At 37.8% G+C, this 18,326-nt stretch carries 15 protein-coding genes and 1 pseudogene; 10 read left to right on the top strand and 6 right to left on the bottom strand.

The window, feature by feature from the left end:
- Positions 1 to 40 precede the first annotated feature (40 nt).
- The 6 genes from AB1I62_RS03050 (at position 41) to AB1I62_RS03075 (ending at position 6,975) form a co-directional block, all read left to right on the top strand.
- Positions 41 to 1,255 (top strand): AI-2E family transporter, encoded by a 1,215-nt coding sequence (locus tag AB1I62_RS03050; protein WP_002384914.1) that lies wholly within the window; start codon positions 41 to 43, stop codon positions 1,253 to 1,255.
- A gap of 174 nt (positions 1,256 to 1,429) precedes the next feature.
- The gene (locus AB1I62_RS03055) at positions 1,430 to 2,809 is read left to right on the top strand and encodes a hemolysin family protein (protein WP_002363168.1); all 1,380 of its coding nucleotides are present in this window, start codon (positions 1,430 to 1,432) and stop codon (positions 2,807 to 2,809) included.
- Positions 2,810 to 2,982: 173 nt separating this feature from the next.
- On the top strand, positions 2,983 to 4,557 hold the full coding sequence (locus AB1I62_RS03060) for a peptide chain release factor 3 (RefSeq protein ID WP_002355543.1): 1,575 nt from the start codon (positions 2,983 to 2,985) through the stop codon (positions 4,555 to 4,557).
- Between the two features lie 174 nt (positions 4,558 to 4,731).
- The gene (locus AB1I62_RS03065) at positions 4,732 to 5,175 is read left to right on the top strand and encodes a DUF3290 domain-containing protein (RefSeq protein ID WP_002355544.1); all 444 of its coding nucleotides are present in this window, start codon (positions 4,732 to 4,734) and stop codon (positions 5,173 to 5,175) included.
- A gap of 15 nt (positions 5,176 to 5,190) precedes the next feature.
- Entirely contained in the window at positions 5,191 to 5,838 is a 648-nt protein-coding gene (locus AB1I62_RS03070; protein WP_002368017.1) for a DUF421 domain-containing protein, read from the top strand.
- 66 nt (positions 5,839 to 5,904) lie between these two features.
- Positions 5,905 to 6,975 carry a hypothetical protein gene (locus AB1I62_RS03075; RefSeq protein WP_048737375.1) on the top strand — a complete coding sequence of 357 codons (1,071 nt, stop codon included), beginning with the start codon at positions 5,905 to 5,907 and terminating at the stop codon, positions 6,973 to 6,975.
- A 43-nt stretch (positions 6,976 to 7,018) separates the two neighbouring features.
- On the opposite strand, the gene AB1I62_RS03080 is transcribed toward AB1I62_RS03075, so the two are convergent.
- From AB1I62_RS03080 to AB1I62_RS03090, 3 genes are all read right to left on the bottom strand, one after another.
- Positions 7,019 to 7,333 carry a DUF1827 family protein gene (locus AB1I62_RS03080; protein WP_002355547.1) on the bottom strand — a complete coding sequence of 105 codons (315 nt, stop codon included), beginning with the start codon at positions 7,331 to 7,333 and terminating at the stop codon, positions 7,019 to 7,021.
- Between the two features lie 194 nt (positions 7,334 to 7,527).
- A complete protein-coding gene (locus AB1I62_RS03085) occupies positions 7,528 to 9,768 on the bottom strand; it encodes an ATP-dependent Clp protease ATP-binding subunit (protein WP_002386935.1) in 2,241 nt (746 codons plus the stop codon).
- A gap of 125 nt (positions 9,769 to 9,893) precedes the next feature.
- On the bottom strand, positions 9,894 to 10,106 hold the full coding sequence (locus AB1I62_RS03090) for a hypothetical protein (RefSeq protein WP_129236307.1): 213 nt from the start codon (positions 10,104 to 10,106) through the stop codon (positions 9,894 to 9,896).
- Here AB1I62_RS03090 and AB1I62_RS03095 point away from each other — a divergent pair.
- From AB1I62_RS03095 to ptsP, 3 genes are all read left to right on the top strand, one after another.
- Positions 10,070 to 10,261 (top strand): hypothetical protein, encoded by a 192-nt coding sequence (locus tag AB1I62_RS03095; RefSeq protein WP_002366170.1) that lies wholly within the window; start codon positions 10,070 to 10,072, stop codon positions 10,259 to 10,261. The genes AB1I62_RS03090 and AB1I62_RS03095 overlap by 37 nt on opposite strands.
- Before the next feature lie 170 nt (positions 10,262 to 10,431).
- Entirely contained in the window at positions 10,432 to 10,698 is a 267-nt protein-coding gene (locus AB1I62_RS03100; protein ID WP_002355551.1) for a phosphocarrier protein HPr, read from the top strand.
- Positions 10,698 to 12,425 carry a phosphoenolpyruvate--protein phosphotransferase gene (gene ptsP / locus AB1I62_RS03105; protein WP_002361251.1) on the top strand — a complete coding sequence of 576 codons (1,728 nt, stop codon included), beginning with the start codon at positions 10,698 to 10,700 and terminating at the stop codon, positions 12,423 to 12,425. The genes AB1I62_RS03100 and ptsP overlap by 1 nt, the downstream gene beginning before the upstream one ends.
- A gap of 44 nt (positions 12,426 to 12,469) precedes the next feature.
- On the opposite strand, the pseudogene AB1I62_RS03110 reads toward ptsP, so the two are convergent.
- The 3 genes and pseudogenes from AB1I62_RS03110 to AB1I62_RS03120 form a co-directional block, all read right to left on the bottom strand.
- Positions 12,470 to 13,550, bottom strand: a pseudogene (locus AB1I62_RS03110) (DUF916 and DUF3324 domain-containing protein).
- Between the two features lie 35 nt (positions 13,551 to 13,585).
- Positions 13,586 to 14,323, bottom strand: coding sequence for a WxL domain-containing protein (locus AB1I62_RS03115; RefSeq protein WP_025187388.1), 738 nt, complete (start codon positions 14,321 to 14,323; stop codon positions 13,586 to 13,588).
- A 54-nt stretch (positions 14,324 to 14,377) separates the two neighbouring features.
- A complete protein-coding gene (locus AB1I62_RS03120; protein WP_048737373.1) occupies positions 14,378 to 16,669 on the bottom strand; it encodes a hypothetical protein in 2,292 nt (763 codons plus the stop codon).
- 346 nt (positions 16,670 to 17,015) lie between these two features.
- Here AB1I62_RS03120 and tig point away from each other — a divergent pair, with 346 nt between their 5' ends.
- On the top strand, positions 17,016 to 18,299 hold the full coding sequence (tig, locus tag AB1I62_RS03125; protein WP_002355556.1) for a trigger factor: 1,284 nt from the start codon (positions 17,016 to 17,018) through the stop codon (positions 18,297 to 18,299).
- The last annotated feature ends 27 nt before the right edge of the window (positions 18,300 to 18,326 follow it).

The raw sequence follows: 18,326 nt of genomic DNA on the forward strand, positions 1-18,326 counted from the left end.
TATTATACCACGAAAAAGTTCTAGCAATGAAGTATTCTCAATGACTGAGGGGGGAAGGTGTGATAAAATAAAACAGCAACAATTGAATAAAAATAAAGGAGGAGCCGCTGTGATTAATCGATTTAAAGAATCGAAATTATTTTTCTGGTCAGTTGAATTACTTGTCGTGGCCATGCTATTATTTATTGCTTCGAAAATTAATTTCTTATTTGCACCGATTGGGACATTCTTTTCAACGTTGTTTGCCCCAGTCTTAGTAGCAGGCTTTTTGTATTATTTACTAAATCCTGTGGTCAATCTACTAATGAAGACGAAAATGAAACGAATTTATGCCGTCTTACTGGTATTTTTATTACTAATCATCGCATTAGTTCTGATCTTATTAACAATTATCCCTAAGTTGGCAGATCAGCTAGCTAGTTTAGCATCAAGTATGCCTGATTTCTTTAAACAAGTGGAGACCTGGATTTATGAGATTGCGGAGTTACCTATTTTTAAACAAATTGATTTAACAAGCTATATTGAAAAAATGGATATTTCTTATGCAAATATTATCCAACAATTTTTAAGTAGTTTATCAAGTAGCTTAGGTTCAATCGTATCAACGGTGGCGTCAACCACCATTGTTTTGGTCACTGCGCCATTTATTTTATTTTATATGTTAAAAGATGGAGACAAGCTAGTACCAGCGATTCAACGTTTTTTACCTGAAAAAAGAAAAGATGATATTGTGGATCTTTTAGGACAATTGAACCAAACCTTATCCAGTTATATTAGTGGACAAGCGATTGAATGTTTATTTGTCGGTACATTTACGATTATTGGGTATTCATTGCTTGGCGTTCGTTATGCCTTTTTATTTGGTGTCATTGCCGGCTTTACGAATTTGATTCCCTATCTAGGCCCTTATCTAGGATTAGCGCCCGCTGTCTTAGTGACCATCTTTAATGAACCCGTCAAAGCAGCCTTATGTTGTTTAGTGGTGCTAGTGGTTCAACAATTGGACGGAAATATTATTTATCCAAACGTTATCGGAAAATCTCTAAAAATCCATCCGTTAACGATTATTTTAATTTTATTGGTGGCAGGAAATTTAGCAGGTTTGCTAGGTATTTTCCTTGGCGTTCCATTTTACGCAATCTGCCGGACCATTATCTACTATGTTATTGATATGGTCAAAGCGGGTCGTAGTGAAAAAGTTACCAATGCCGTTCTTTTAGGGAATGAAACAAATACGAAAGAAAATAACGGTTAATGATTGAATCCGCTAATCTTTCGTGCTATGATTTTATGGATTAGGATAGAAAATAACCTGTCATAATACTGATTGTGTCTGTTTCTAAGCCTAACCATAAAAAGAGGAAGAACGTTAAAAGAGTACGAAAGTACAGCCTCGGAATTATCAACAATTAAGGAGAGAGAGAACATTATGAATAATGCTGACCCTGAGAGTCAGTCGCTAATTGCGCAACTTCTATTATTAGTCGTGTTGACGTTTATCAATGCCTTTTTGGCAGCGGCGGAAATTGCAGTCGTATCTGTTAACAAGAATCGTGTGGAACAAAAAGCGGAAGACGGCGACGCAAAAGCTCAAAAATTGCTTAAGGTATTGCAAGACCCCAATAACTTTTTATCCACAATCCAAGTAGGGATTACTTTGGTTAATATCCTATCTGGTGCTTCATTAGCAGAGACTTTATCTAGTCGTTTGGCCCCTGTATTAGGTGGCGGCGCCGCAGCTAAGAGTCTTGCCAGTATCATTATCTTAGCGTTGTTAACGTACGTTTCTATTGTATTTGGTGAATTATATCCTAAACGAATTGCCATGAATAAATCAGAAGAAGTCGCTCAATTGACTTCTGGTGCAGTCCGCTTTTTAGGAGTTATCGCGCGTCCCTTCGTTTGGTTGCTATCGGCTTCGACCGATTTATTATCCAAAATCACACCAATGACTTTCGATGATGCCGATTCGAAGATGACACGAGATGAAATGCGCTACATGCTTGAAACAGAAGGTGTTTTGGAAAACGAAGAACTAGAAATGTTACAAGGTGTCTTTTCATTAGATACAAAAGTGGCACGAGAAGTAATGGTTCCTCGGACAGACGCATTCATGGTTGATATCCAAGATGATGTCCAAGAAAACATCAATTTAATTTTAGGAGAAAATTATTCTCGGATTCCTGTTTATAGTGAAGACAAAGATAAAATTGTTGGTATTTTACATACCAAAACGTTACTAAAAGCTGCACGTAATTTAGGCTTTGAAAACATTGAATTAGGCGCGATTATCCAAGAACCATTATTTGTCCCAGAAACCATTTTTATTGATGATTTACTTTATGAGTTAAAACGAACACAAAACCAAATGGCGATTTTACTAGATGAATATGGCGGTGTTGTCGGTTTAGCAACACTGGAAGATTTACTAGAAGAAATCGTTGGTGAAATTGACGATGAAACAGATGAAGTAGAAAATTTATATACACAAGTGGCTGACAATGAATATTTGGTTCAAGGACGCATGTTAATTGACGAATTTAATGAAGTATTTGAAACAGATTTACACATGAGCGATGTTGATACAATGGCAGGTTACTTAATTACAGCATTAGGAACCATTCCTGATGAAGGGGAAAAACCTTCTTTTGAAGTGGGCAATATTAAGTTAACTGCTGAAGAAATGGAAGGCACACGTTTGCTAGTCTTACGCGTTCATTTCTACGATGAAGAAACTGTCGATGAAGAACCAGAAGAAAATCGTCGTTTTTTCCGTAAAGAAATGGAAGATGACGAACCAAGACGTTAAAAATAACCTGTGACATCAGTCGTTTTGACTAATGTCGCAGGTTTTCCTTTTAAAAAACAGCCAACAGCAGCTCTTTATTCTCAAGGCTTGACATGATATACTAGCAAAGGTTAATCAAAAATTATGCTGAAGAAAATAAATAAATAAACATCACAAGTGATAAGGAGATTTTTATGACGATCAATCAAAAAGAAGCAGTCGATAGTCGCCGTACGTTTGCGATTATTTCCCATCCGGATGCTGGGAAAACAACGATTACTGAACAATTATTATTATTTGGGGGCGCCATCCGCCAAGCTGGAACAGTCAAAGGGAAAAAAACAGGGAACTTTGCCAAATCTGACTGGATGGAAATTGAAAAACAACGGGGAATTTCGGTAACGAGTTCTGTGATGCAATTTGACTATCAAGACAAACGGATTAATATCTTAGACACCCCAGGGCATGAGGATTTCTCAGAGGATACGTATCGGACCTTAATGGCCGTGGATAGTGCTGTGATGGTTATTGACAGTGCCAAAGGGATTGAAGCACAAACGAAAAAACTTTTCCAAGTTGTTAAAAAACGTGGTATTCCAATTTTTACTTTTATTAACAAATTGGACCGTGACGGACGGGAACCATTGGAACTTTTAGAAGAATTGGAAGAACTATTGGATATTGAATCTTATCCAATGAACTGGCCAATTGGTATGGGAAAAGGCCTAGAAGGTCTATACGATATTTATAATGAACGTGTGGAATTATATCGTCCAGAAAATAATGGCGGGGAGCGTTTTATTCCTTTAAAAGATGGCGATATCCCAAGCGATTTACCATTGCACAATAACAGCGTTTATCAACAAGTGTTGGAAGATGTTGAGTTGTTGGTAGAAGCAGGCGATGAATTTAGCGAGGAAAAAATCGCTCGTGGTGATCAAACGCCAGTCTTCTTCGGTTCTGCTTTGACAAACTTTGGGGTTCAAACATTTTTAGAAACCTTCTTACAATTTGCGCCTGCGCCACATGCGCATAAAACAGAAGAGGGTGGCGAAGTAAGTCCTTACGAAAAAGAATTTTCAGGCTTTGTCTTTAAAATTCAAGCGAATATGAACCCAGCCCATCGTGATCGAATTGCCTTTGTTCGAATTTGTTCAGGTGTTTTTGAAAGAGGCATGGACGTGACTTTAGGTAGAACAGGCAAAAAAGTCAAATTAAGTAACGTGACACAATTTATGGCGGATGCCCGCGAAAACGTCACAGAAGCTGTTGCAGGCGATATTATCGGTGTGTATGACACAGGAAATTACCAAATTGGCGATACTTTGTATGAAGGGAAAATGAATGTTCAATATGAAGAGTTGCCGTCATTTACCCCTGAATTATTCATGAAAGTGACTGCCAAAAACGTGATGAAACAAAAATCTTTCCATAAAGGAATTTACCAACTGGTTCAAGAAGGAGCCATTCAATTATACAAAACATATTTAACAGAAGAATATATCATTGGCGCAGTAGGTCAATTGCAGTTTGAAGTTTTCCAATACCGAATGTCTAATGAATACAATGCTGAAGTAGTAATGACGCCAATGGGTTCTAAAATTGCCCGCTGGATTAATCCAGAAGATTTAGATGAACGCATGAGCTCTAGCCGAAATATTTTGGCACGGGACCGTTTCGATCAACCATTGTTCTTATTTGAAAACCAATTTGCGGAACGCTGGTTTGCGGATAAATATCCAGATGTTGAACTGAAAAGTTTGATGTAAAATTAATTTGTAATCAATCGGTAGCTGAATCTTTAGAAGATTGAAGCTCGGCGCAATCATTCTCAAGATGATTGCGCTGAGCTTTTTCTTGTTATAAGGTATTAAAGTAGGCGTGATTGTTTTTTTGAGATAGAATACTTACTATAACGAACCTATCAAGGAGTGGACAAGAACATGAATTTTTATGGCATCGAGTATTTAAAAAGCCAATCTAATTTAAATGATTACTTAAAGTATTTTTTTATTTTTGCTTTGTTAATCGGGCTAGTCATTGTGTTTAGTTTTTATGTGCGACATCAAATTCAAACGAAATATCGTGAATTAAGTATTATTATTTTTTTATCATTATTATTTGTTTTAGGGGTTCAATATTCCAATTATCAACTGAACCAAAATCAGCATTCACAATCTTCACAAATGGTACATTTTGTCGAACAAGTGGCACAGGAAAAAAAGGTTTCTCCAGAAAAAGTTTATGTCAATGGTACACAATTGGCTGACGGAACCATAGTTAAAATTGACGAAGTCTTTTATAAAATGAGTTTAAGTACGGATCAGCAGTCTTATACATTACAAGAAACGTATTTATTAACACCAACGATTGAAATCATAAAGTAAAGTGAGGGAAAATTAATGCAGTTTTATAGTCCAATTATTATTAAATTTGCTTTAGGTATTATTTGTTTAATTGTCCAAATTAATTTGATGGGAAAAGGGAATTTGGCGCCCACATCGGCTATGGACCAAGTGCAAAACTATGTATTGGGGGGCATTATTGGTGGTGTTATTTATAATGATTCAATTACGGTGCTCCAATTTGTATTAGTGTTAATTTTGTGGACATTATTAGTCTTAATTTTAAAATTTGCAAAAGAACACAATCGCTATGTGAAGCAAATTGTGGATGGTAAACCCATTACTTTAATCAAGGATGGACAGGTTGTGGTGAAGGAATGTTTGAAAAATGGTATTTCTGCAAATGATCTGATGTTTAAATTACGAGCAAATGGTATTTATGAAGTCCAGCTTGTTAAACGGGCGGTTTTAGAACAAAATGGTCAATTAACAATCGTCGAATATGGCGATGAAAGTATTCGTTACCCGATTATTGTGGACGGTCAAGCCAACATGGATGTCCTAGAGTTAATCAAAAAGGATGAGCACTGGCTATTAACGCAAATCCAAGAACAAGGATTCCAAAGATTACAGGAAATCTATCTAGGTGAGTATTTATCTGGGCAGTTAAGTTTATCGCCATATGAAGAAAAAACGATTGCTTAGCTATACTTTTTATCCTACTTATATTAGAATTGGATGGTAATTCAATGAGCTTTAAAAGGAGGAAAAATGAAAACTAAAAAGATAGTTGTCGGGTTATTTTGTTCAATGCTTATTTTAATGGGGTGCCAACCAGATCAACGAACTGAAAAAATGAAAGAAAGTACTGAAGCAGAAGCAGGCCAAGTAACGAGTGGTGCCTCGGAAGCCACTAATGACACTTCTGTAAAGCAGGAGGAGCAGGCAAACACGAATAATCAATCGAAAGAGAGTGCTGCCAAAGTGAGTTATGAGCGTAATGGACATACCTTTGAAGTTGATGCTGTTTCTGGCGCTACAGTAGAAGCTAATAATGGACAATCAGTAATTAGTCCAGAAGAAAAAGCCCAGAAGATGTATTGGTCAGGTCGTCCAGAAATCGGGGAAGTTCAAGGAGATTATTATCATCATGAAGTCGTGTTTGATGGCGGCTATACGGCTTTAATTGATGTCGTTGTTAAGGATCAACAAATTCAGTTAGTGGAATTTGATGAACGTGGACCTAAAAACTATTATTCTGAAGAATGGGCAGGAGTGACAAAACGTTTATCCGGCTATGCAAATTTTCAAGCGAACAACGCCCGAACTGATCAATCGTTAGTGACCGTTGTTAATACGATGACTTTTTTAGAAAATCAAATGGTTACTGAAAATCGTCTAGATGGCGCCTTCCAGACAGCCAAAGGTCAATCCAATAGCGCTAATAATGGCTATCTTCCTGCTGCTAGGGCTTTAGCCAAGGAAATCAAAGAACCCTCAAAAGAACATTATACAAGTCTAACAGAAGATTTTGGGGAGGGGCTTTCTGGACGTTTAACGGTTATTACGTTAAAAGATTCAGGGAAAATAACCGATCTTCGTTATGATGAATATTTTGCAGATACAGAAGAAGAGATTAAAGATGCGAAACTGAAGGCTTATTCTCGCCAATCAAAATATTTTTCAAAAGATTATGCTCAAAAATCGGGGGAAAATTTCAAAAAAGAAGTAGATGACTTAAGAAAAAAAGCAATCGAGGAAAATAAATTAGTCAGTCCGACAAATGAGGAAGCCTGGTCGGAAAATTATCAAAGTCTTGTAAAAAAAATAACGTCACAATAAATTGAAAAAACTGCCGAAGTGGGGAAACTTCGGCAGTTTTTTTTTAGTTTTCCATGAGGGAAACTTTTAATGGAACAGACACTTCGGTCACATGGTTTAATTCAATGATAGAAATTTCATCTGGGTCATAAGCCTCTTTAGGTAATCGTTTTAACAGTTTTGCTAAAATTTCTTTTACTTCTGTCGGACGAATGCGACGATTTTTATTCATAATCAGAACTTCCACATGGTGAGCTGCTTCTGAATAGACAGCGGTCGTGTTTCCTGCTGAGTAGACTTTTACAAAGTAAGCATCCGTGTTTTCCAATTGTTTATTTACTAATTGTTTGTAGCTATTGGTCACATTCACTAATTTCATTTTATCACCTCATTATAGTTGTGTGCTGCAAAAGAGCGTTTCCAATTATGTACAGGAGTTCCAGATTGAATTTTTTCTATGAGGAACAAGTATACGAATATCTTTCTTCTATTATAGTTTTTTTTGATGAAAATAAAAAGTGAAAAGCATAAAAAAATCCGCACGCATTGTTATTAATGCGTGCGGATTTTTGATTATTCTGCTTGGTCAGATGTTGAAGTTTCTGTTTTAGTCACTTCTTGTGCGCCAGTTACGATAATTTTACCTTCGTTATCTAACGCTGCGACTAATTGATGATTTTCAGGATGATCTAGATAGTATTCAGCAATGCCGTCTTCAATTTGTTCTTGAATTGTTCGACGTAAAGGACGAGCGCCCATTGCAGGATCATAGCCTAAATCAACGAGTTTCTCTTTGACTTCTGTTGGAACCTCAATGTGTAATTTTTGTTTAGCTAATAAGCCATTTACTTCTTCTAACATCAAGCTGACAATGTTCATCAGGTTTTCTTTGCTTAATGCTTTGAATTCGATAATACCATCGAAACGGTTAAGGAATTCGGGGGTGAAGAAGTTGTTCAATTGACCTAAAACAGATTTAGTCACACCTTCACGGGCAGCGCCAAAGCCAACGTTAGCTTCCACAGCTCCTGTTCCAGCATTACTTGTCATGATAATGATGGTATCTTTAAAGCTGACTGTACGACCTTGTGCATCTGTTAAACGACCATCGTCGAGAATTTGTAAAAACATGTGTAAAACATCAGGATGTGCTTTTTCAATTTCATCCAATAAAATTAAACTATAAGGATTACGACGGACTTTTTCTGTGAGTTGTCCAGCTTCGTCATACCCAACATAGCCTGGAGGAGAACCAATCAGTTTAGAAACACTGTGTTTTTCCATATACTCACTCATATCAAAACGAACCATCGAATCTTCTGAACCGAATAGCTCAAAGGCTAATTGTTTTGCTAATTCTGTTTTACCAACGCCTGTTGGCCCTACAAATAAGAAGGAACCAATTGGGCGGTTTTGTTTGCCTAGGCCTACACGATTGCGACGAATCGCTTTAGCTACTTTATCGACGGCATCATCTTGTCCGACAACATGAGCTTTTAAGTCAACAGCTAAATTTTTCAATTGGGTTTGTTCTTTTTCTTTTAAGTCACCGACAGGAATGCCAGTTTTTTGTTCCACAATGGCTTCAATATCTTTTTCAGTGATGACGGGTGTTTCTTCATCGCTGATTTGTTTTTCTTTCATTGCTTGTAATTTATTGATTTGATCACGATAGTAAGCCGCTTTTTCAAAATCTTCTTCTGCGGAAGCTTGTTGTTTTTGTTGTTCCGCTTCTGCTAATTTTTTATCAATTGTTTTTGGATCGACGAGTTGAATAGTTAGATTCATTTTTGAACCAGATTCATCTAACAAGTCAATCGCTTTATCTGGTAAAAAGCGATCTTGAATGTAACGATTGGATAAGTTTGCTGCTGCGTTAATCGCTTCATCTGTATATTTAACATGATGATAATCTTCATAACGTTTTTGCAAACCATGTAAAATCGTTATGGTTTCGGCAACGGTTGGCTCATCTACTTGGACTGGTTGCATCCGACGTTCTAAGGCAGCATCTTTTTCAATAATACGGTACTCATTTAAAGTTGTGGCACCGACTAATTGTAATTCACCACGTGCTAAGGCTGGTTTTAAAATATTGCCAGCATCCATATTGCCATCACCAGCAGCACCAGCACCCACAATTTCATGGACTTCATCAATAAATAAAATGACATTTTCAGCTTCAGTGATTTCTTCAATCAATTTTTGCATCCGTTCTTCAAATTGTCCGCGAATACCAGTTCCTTGAACAAGTGAAACCACATCTAAACGAATGACTTCTTTGTCCAATAATTTTTGGGGCACATCGCCATCGACAATTTTTTGGGCTAAACCTTCGACAACGGCTGTTTTACCAACACCTGGTTCACCGATTAAAACGGGGTTGTTTTTTGTACGGCGATTTAAGATTTCAATGACACGCTTAATTTCTTGGTCACGTCCTACCACAGGATCGATATCTCCTTGGCGTGCCGCTTCAGTGATGTTAATCCCATACTCGCCTAGCAAACCTTGACCAGCGCCAGCGCCTCCGCGAGGGGGTTGACCTCCATTACCACCATCACCAAATTGAGTGGGTGGTGTTTGTTGTTCATAAGGATTACCTTGTTGCATTTGGCGAGAAAGAGAACGATATAAATCGTCTAAACTCCCAAAGCCAAAAGGGTCTTGTCCCATATTTTGAGGGGAATTATTTGCTTGATTTTTTAATTTTTGATAGCAGCTTTGGCAATAGTCCAGTTGTTTTCTTTGACCATTCACATTTGCATATAAATGAATTGTTGCTTCATTTTGTTGACAATTTTGACAAATCATTGAATGAAACACATCCTTTCAAAATAACTGAGGCCAGAAAAATAGCTGTTTGCTCTATTATTTCTAGTAAACAGACCATTTTTCCTCAAACCAGCCAAGTACTAGATAGCAAGAATAAATTCTGTCTATAAAATCACTTGACCATTTTTGACCTTTGAGGTTATTATAGCATTTTTTGTAAGAGAATCAAGTAAAAGACCTTGTTTAAAAAAAGGCAAAGATTCGATTTTTTTACAGACAATTGCGCCATTTTCAAGTAAACTATAAGAGTTGATATTTAAGAGAAAGAGTGGTGAAATAAATGGCTGAAAATCCTTTTGTAGAAAAAATTGCTTCATTAAAAGCTGGAGAAATCTCTGAATTAATCGTGGAGCAAAATGAATTTTTCCAATTTCGTGATGCTTGGATTTCTTTACCTGACCGCGCGGAAATTGTTGGAGAAGCGGGGTTAAATGGACGAATCATTTATCGTTACCAAAAAGAGGAAGAATAGTCAGTGCAAAACATCACGAAATTTAAGCAAAAAGTGTTGTGTAAGATAGAAAAAAATGGTAATCTTAGAAACTGAAAGGGTCTTTTTTCGAGTAGACGTTTGATTTTAGCGTATCAAGAAAGGAAAACCCTAACATAAAAATTTTTTATTTACGAAGGAGACCGATTTATATGGAAAAGAAAGAATTTCACATTGTAGCAGAAACAGGAATTCACGCACGTCCAGCTACTTTATTAGTACAAACTGCAAGCAAATTTAACTCAGATATTAACTTAGAATACAAAGGTAAATCTGTTAACTTAAAATCAATCATGGGCGTTATGTCTTTAGGCGTTGGTCAAGGTTCTGACGTAACAATCACTGTTGATGGTGCTGACGAAGCTGAAGGAATGGCAGCAATCGTTGAAACATTACAAAAAGAAGGATTGGCTGAATAATGTCTGAGATGCTAAAAGGGATTGCCGCAAGTGATGGCGTTGCTGTTGCTAAAGCTTACCTGCTAGTTCAACCTGACTTGTCTTTCAACAAAACTTCCGTAGAAGATACTGATGCAGAAGCAACTCGCTTAGACGATGCTTTAGCAAAATCTACTGAAGAGTTGCAAGCAATTCGCGACAAAGCAGCTCAAAGCCTTGGTGAAGCAGAAGCGCAAGTTTTCGATGCTCATTTAATGGTTTTATCTGACCCAGAAATGGTTGGTCAAATCAAACAAAATATCCAAGACAACAAAGTCAATGCAGAAGCTGCCTTGAAAGAAGTTACGGATATGTATATTGGTATGTTTGAAGCAATGGACGATAATGCTTACATGCAAGAGCGTGCAGCAGATATTCGTGACGTTGCCAAACGTATCTTAGCACATTTATTAGGTGTGACTCTTCCAAATCCTTCAATGATTAACGAAGAAGTCATCGTGGTGGCCCATGACTTAACACCTAGTGATACTGCACAATTAGACCGTACGTATGTTAAAGCCTTTGTTACAGACATCGGCGGACGTACTTCTCACTCAGCAATCATGGCTCGTTCGTTAGAAATCCCTGCAATCGTTGGTACAAAAGAAATTACTGACAAAGTAAAAGCAGGCGATATTTTAGCAGTGAACGGAATCATTGGGGATGTTATTATTGACCCAACAGATGCTGAAAAATCTGAATTTGAAGCAGAAGCAAAAGCTTATGCAGATCAAAAAGCAGAATGGGATAAACTAAAAAATGCAGAAACAGTGACAGCTGACGGCAAACATGTTGAGTTAGCTGCAAACATTGGTACACCAAAAGATTTAGAAGGCGTACACAAAAACGGCGGCGAAGCTGTTGGTTTATATCGTACAGAATTCTTATACATGGATTCATCTGACTTTCCAACTGAAGAGGACCAATACCAAGCGTATAAAGCAGTTCTTGAAGGAATGGAAGGAAAACCAGTTGTGGTTCGTACAATGGATATTGGTGGGGACAAAGAGCTTCCTTACCTAACATTACCACACGAAATGAACCCATTCTTAGGTTACCGTGCATTACGTATTAGCTTATCAGAACTAGGTGACGGCATGTTCCGTACACAAATGCGTGCATTATTACGTGCGTCTGTTCATGGTAACTTACGTATCATGTTCCCAATGGTTGCTACTTTGAAAGAATTTAGAGCAGCGAAAGCAATCTTTGAAGACGAAAAACAAAAATTAGTCAACGAAGGTGTTGAAGTTTCAAACGATATCCAAGTAGGTATTATGATTGAAATTCCAGCAGCTGCCGTATTAGCTGATAAATTTGCCAAAGAAGTTGACTTCTTTAGTGTTGGAACTAACGACTTAATCCAATACACAATGGCGGCAGACCGTATGAACGAACGCGTTTCTTACTTATACCAACCATACAACCCATCAATCTTACGTTTAATTAAAAATGTAATTGATGCAGCACACGCTGAAGGTAAATGGGCTGGTATGTGTGGTGAAATGGCGGGCGATCAAACAGCTGTTCCATTACTATTGGGTATGGGCTTAGATGAGTTCTCAATGAGTGCTACATCTATCCTTAAAACACGTAGCTTGATGAAACGTCTAGACACAACTAAAATGGCTGAACTTGCTGATCGTGCATTAAAAGAATGCGACACGATGGAAGAAGTCGTTGCATTAGTTGAAGAATATACAAAATAATTAAGTGATTATGAAAGCACATCGACAATTGTCGATGTGCTTTTTTATTGTTGCGATTCACGTATTTTTTTCTTGAAATAATAAATCGTGCTTCCCAAAATGAATAGAAAAACCAGCGTGATGCTACTCACTAGTTTCCAAGGGAAATTGGTGTGTTTCTCAGGTGGGAGGTTGACGGCGGTAGCATTGTATTTTTTAGCTTCTTTTTCTTGGATGACTAAGTGTTTTTCCCACGAATAGTCTTGATAGCCATCGTTTGCTTTGATTTTTACAGTATAATTTCCAGGAACAAAAGGTTGTTCCTTTAAGTCAATCCGATAATTAAAATTTGTATTAGGGGCCATTGTTAACGACTCTTGGTGATTTTCGTAGCGAGGTTTGGTTTCTTTTTCATAATATAAAGAGGCATCGACTTGTAATTTTTTAATCATAGCCGCTTGTTTGTTTTGGAGATTCATTAATATGCGGTTACGACCGTTAGCTTGATCGGTTTTTACTTCATTTAAAGATAATTCTGGCTGAACAGGTTCATCTGTTTCACTAAGTAAGACGCCGACTACATAAGAAAAACGATTATTGATGGCCACGCCGTTTTCTGAGTGAGCAGGTTGTTCATCTGACTTTTGTTCAAAGTAGAGTCCTCCTAAAACGTACCCATTAAATGGTTTTTCCGGTAAAGTAAGCTGACATTCAACAGTCTTGGTTGAGTGTTTAGGTAGTTGGATTTCTTTTGGTAATTGCGCAATCTCATTAAAAGTAAAAGGTGCAGATGGGTCTTTTTTTTGTTTCAGCATGAGAATAATCTGCCAAGCCATTATCATTAGTAATCGCTGCATTGGCTGAAGCTAGCACGGTAATGTCGTTGGCTGTTTGATTCGTTAGTTCGATTTGTAGCTTTTGTGTTTGGTTTGGAGCGACACGTAAATCAAAATAACTTGTTTCTTTGGTTCGTTGATTGTCGGGTAAAATGGCTTTTACAGAAAAAGTCATTTCGCTTGCTTCTACAGAATAAGAGCCAATAAAAAATAAAAAAATGATGACGCTAATAGCATGGAGCCATTTAAAAAGCTGCTGATTCATAGTGTGCACTCCTTTTTGACAATTTTTTATAACAAGGTATTGCATGAAACAACTTCATACAATACCTTGTTTGTTTTCTTTTAAAGTGGTGTATCATCCAAAATCCAAGTAAGCGTTGTTTTATATTGTTTAGCTGCAACTTTTTTCGTTGTCGCAGGAACAGTTAATTGAATGCCTTGAGCAGCGGTCGCTCCGCTACCAAAAGCTAATGTCCAAGTGCCCATTCCTGTTGAAAGAGCGGCAGTCGCCACAGGAGAAGTGGCGGCACCAGTTGGATCCAAGGTTACTGGGACCGTTAATGGTGCCAAAGAAAGTAACTGTGTTGAATTGGGTGTTGCTGCTAAAAAGGTCAAGGATGCATTATCCAAAACAGCGGGTGTTGAATCACTTGTAGCAAATTGCGCACTCTGTTTAACTGATAATTTCCAGCCAAGATTTAGACCACGTTTGTCAGTTACTTGGACATAGTTTGGCACGCTAATTAAATCGCTAGTACTATTTTGCACTTGATCCAGTTGTGCCGAATAGATCGCTGTTCCGGCTTGAATTTGTTTTGATCCAAAATGGATATTTGAAACATAGTCAATACTAAGGGGGCCGGCTGTACCAGGTTGATGAGGATCAGCAGGATTAGGTGTCACAGGCTGAGAAGGGTTCGTCGGGTTGACAGGTGGCGTGACAGTATTATCAAGAGCAAATGTAATATCAGCGTTGGATTGAATAGAAGCGACTTGAGCTGCTTCAACTTTTGGACTATTTAAAAGCATAAGAGGCGTAGCAACGAACAAAATGCTTGAAATGCGCACGATCTTTTTCATTTTTTATTCCTTCTTTCTTGTTTATTTTTAACTTTTAAAAAAGCTAAATCCTAATTAGAGGGGTGTATCAGAAAGAATCCATTGTAATTCGGCAGTGTAAGATTCTTTGACCGTTAAATTAAGGTCAGGAGCAACGCTTAAAAAAAGTCCATTTTGTTGGTTCCAAGGAATTTCTACATTGTTATCGTCCGTTGCGGTGTATTGATAAACTTCGGTTGCTAAAGAGGAGAGAGGAAAATCACTGCCATTTTTTCGATAAATGAAAGCTTGCTGGATCGTTTTATTTGTAGAAGTTGAATGCATGGGCTGACTCTCTCTTACCAACAAATGCCATGGTGTTTTTGCAACTCGACCATCGGCAATGAGGAAAGGAGCGCTGATGGTCGATGGTGAGTATATGGTTCGTTTGCTGGGAAAAGGTAAATTTTTAAAGGAAACTGTAGTTGGCATCTGCACAAAACGGAGGGTACCGTTTTTGATAGGTAAAGACTGTTCCTTAGTGATTGGCGTAATTGGCGTTCCGCCACCATCATTGCCAGTAACCGTGCTAGAAAATAAAAGAAATTGGTTTATCCATTCTTCTGTAACCGTTGCTGTATATTGTAAGGTGAATTGTGTATTAGCTTCCGTAAAATTATCTGCTGGCAGCGAATTGTGATAACTCCAATACGGCAAACCAGTGGAACTATCAGTTAAAAGTTGAAGCCCAGCTATTGGCGTACTTAAACCTACTGCTGATTGTTTTGTTAATGTAGCAGCTGAAAGTTGGGACAGTCCTTTAGGCACCGTTGCTCGTAATTGCTGATTCATCCATGTTGCTGGTTGATTGGTTAAACGTGTGGTTAACGTAAAACGAATGATTTGACCACTTACGACAGAGTTTGCAGCTTCCCAGAGCCCTTGTGCATTTTTCCGCTCAATGATTTGCGTGACTGTTAGTTGAGGCACAGGATAAGCAACTGTTTGAGAAACAGTAGAACTGGTTAACAAAGGCAGGCCAGTGCGATTGCTGACCCCTTGGACCCACAAGCTGACCGTTTCTCCTCCTTGGAAAGTGGGTAAATTAGCAAATTGAAAATGGCCATTGGAATCTAAGGGCGTTGTGGAAATAGAACCACCATTTATTTGTACTTTAACTTGATAGGTTCCGTTAGATGCTTGAGAAGCTTTACCTGAAAGTTGAGTTGAGCCGGCATTGGCGACTACGTTTGTGACTGGTTGGATTGACCAATTGACACTTTGGTCAGCTGAGGGGCTGCTTTGAATATAGTCGGTTGACGTTTTTGAACGAGCAAAGACAATTGTAGAGAGCGTGTCGCCATATTCTAATGGTGAAGCTAACGATGTCGAGAAATTTCCGGCTGCATCGACAGAAATCCCTTTCACCACAATGGGGGTAGTGGTGCCATCATGGCGGTTCAAGGTTAATTGAACAGAGTAGTTATAGTTTGGGTCTTGTACTTGTTGAATGGTCCCTGTTACAGTAGTGTCCAGATGATTTGGTTGAGTTAGTTTGGCTGGTGTGACTTGAGGAACGGGATAATTACCTAAACTAAGTTGAGCTTTGCTAATTATGCCTGTTTTTGTATTATTCCCAATAATAATATTAATTGCGCCTAATCCAGTGCCGACATCTGTAAAGGTTCCTCGAATCGGATAGTCTTTGCCGTTAAGAGCAGGAGGGATTGAAATTCCTCGTTTATAAAGTGCGCCGACATCAAATGAAATGGCGGCAGACCATTTGGTTCCGGGAAGTAACACCAAGGTGCTACTTGGAAAAGTCAGATAAACAGAATGATAAGTGCTACTATAAGAGAGGCTGACGCCGTTAGTTGAACTGTGAATATCTTGAGTGGCTGTTCCTGGATAACTGACAGTCCCTGTTAAAAGAGTCAGAAAATCTTGTTGCTTTAGAGTGTCGTTATCTAACTGGCTTGAAATTTCTGTAGGAAGTTGAATAGCAATAATCGGTCGATCATTAATTGCTAAGCCGATAAGTGTCACACTGTATTCATACGAAAGTGTGATAATATCTTGGTTATACGTTCCCGTGCTTAAGGTACTTTTTAAGGTGCTATTACCAACAGAAACACTAGCTGGCGTAGGTGCCATAGGTTTATCGTTTTCAGAGGAAGTGTGTGTTTGCTCGGTTTCTTGTTCCACGATATCGGTTGCTTGAGTTGTTTGTTGTTCTGTTGAAACTGAGGTAAATGTTTCACTAAAAGTAGAGGCGTGAGTTGTAGGGTTCAGTGTTTCAGAATGAGCTATCAAAGGTTGAGTCAGCGATAAAAAAAGCCATGATATGATGCAAGAAAAGATTCCCCAGACGAACTTATTCAAAACCATCCTCTCCTTTTTTATATTATATGTATAATGGCGAAAATATATACTGAGTAAATATTGAGTACATACATTCTATAATGGGCCATTCATAAAGTAAAGCGATTACATCCGATTGTGAACAAGATATTTTAATCACAATCTTTTAGTGTTTTAAGAAGGAAATTTCTCGAAATTCTATGCTTTTTTAATCCGAAAAAATTAAAAAACTGATAGTTTGCTAAAAATCGAGTCTTTCTTTCACTTCTTAGCACTTAAAATATTTACATTTTCCTAGGGATAGTGTACTATTTAAAGGTATGCATAAATAAAGTTTGATGTATAAAATTAAATGTTATTCGGAGGGAAACAAATGTCTGCGAAATGGGAAAAAAAAGGCACTAATGATGGTGTATTAACTTTTTCAATCGAACAAGCAGTAATCGAAAAAGGATTAACGCAAGCGTTCAATAAAGTGAAAAAAAACTTAAACGTACCTGGTTTCCGTAAAGGAAAAGTATCACGTACTGTTTTTAACCGTATGTATGGAGAAGAAGCGTTATACGAAGATGCGTTAAACGCTGTTTTACCAGAAGCATATGAAGCGGCTGTTTTAGAAGCAGGAATTGAACCAGTAGCACAACCAAAAATTGATGTTGAAAGCATGAATAAAGGGGAAGACTGGGTTATCACTGCTGAAGTAACTGTAAAACCTGAAGTAAAATTAGGCGAATACAAAAACTTAACAGTGTCTAAACAAGACCGTGAAGTAACAGATGAAGATGTGGAAGCACGTTTGAAACGCGAACAAGAATCTCAAGCTGAATTAGTAATCAAAGAAGATGCCGCTGCTGAAAATGGCGACACTGTAGTTATCGACTTTGAAGGCTTCTTAGGCGACGAAGCATTTGAAGGCGGCAAAGGAGAAAATTACTCATTAGAATTAGGTTCTAATTCATTTATTCCAGGCTTTGAAGACCAATTAGTTGGCAAAAAAGCTGGCGAAGAAGTAGAAGTAAACGTTACTTTCCCTGAAGATTACCAAGCAGAAGATTTAGCTGGTAAAGAAGCAGTCTTCAAAGTAACTGTTCATGAAGTAAAAGCAAAAGAATTACCAGAATTGGATGATGAATTTGCAAAAGACGTTGACGATTCAGTAGAATCATTAGACGAATTAAAAGAAAAATTCCGTAAAGAATTGACAGAAGCAAAAGAAGCAGCAGCTGAAGAAGCAAAAGACGAAGAAGCAATTCGTTTAGCTGTTGAAAATGCTGAAATCGTTGAATTACCACACGTAATGGTTCACGACGAAGTTCACCGTTCAATGGATGAATTCTTAAACAACATGCAACGCCAAGGAATTTCTCCTGAAATGTACTACCAATTAACTGGTTCTACAGAAGAAGATTTACACAAACAATTTGAAGGCGAAGCAGAAACACGCACAAAAACAAACTTAGTGATTGAAGCAGTTGCCAAAGCTGAAAACATCGAAGTAACACAAGAAGACATCGATGCTGAAGTGAAAGATTTAGCAGAACAATACAACATGCCTGAAGCACAAGTACGTAAAGTATTAAACAACGACATGTTAGAACACGATATTCGTATGAAACGTGCTGTTGAAACAATTACTGAAACAGCTGTTGAAAAATAAACATTTTTAATAAGCTCTTCATTCGAT

Origin of the sequence: Enterococcus sp. AN402 (genome assembly GCF_040719405.1) — a bacterium.
Taxonomy (GTDB): domain Bacteria; phylum Bacillota; class Bacilli; order Lactobacillales; family Enterococcaceae; genus Enterococcus; species Enterococcus faecalis.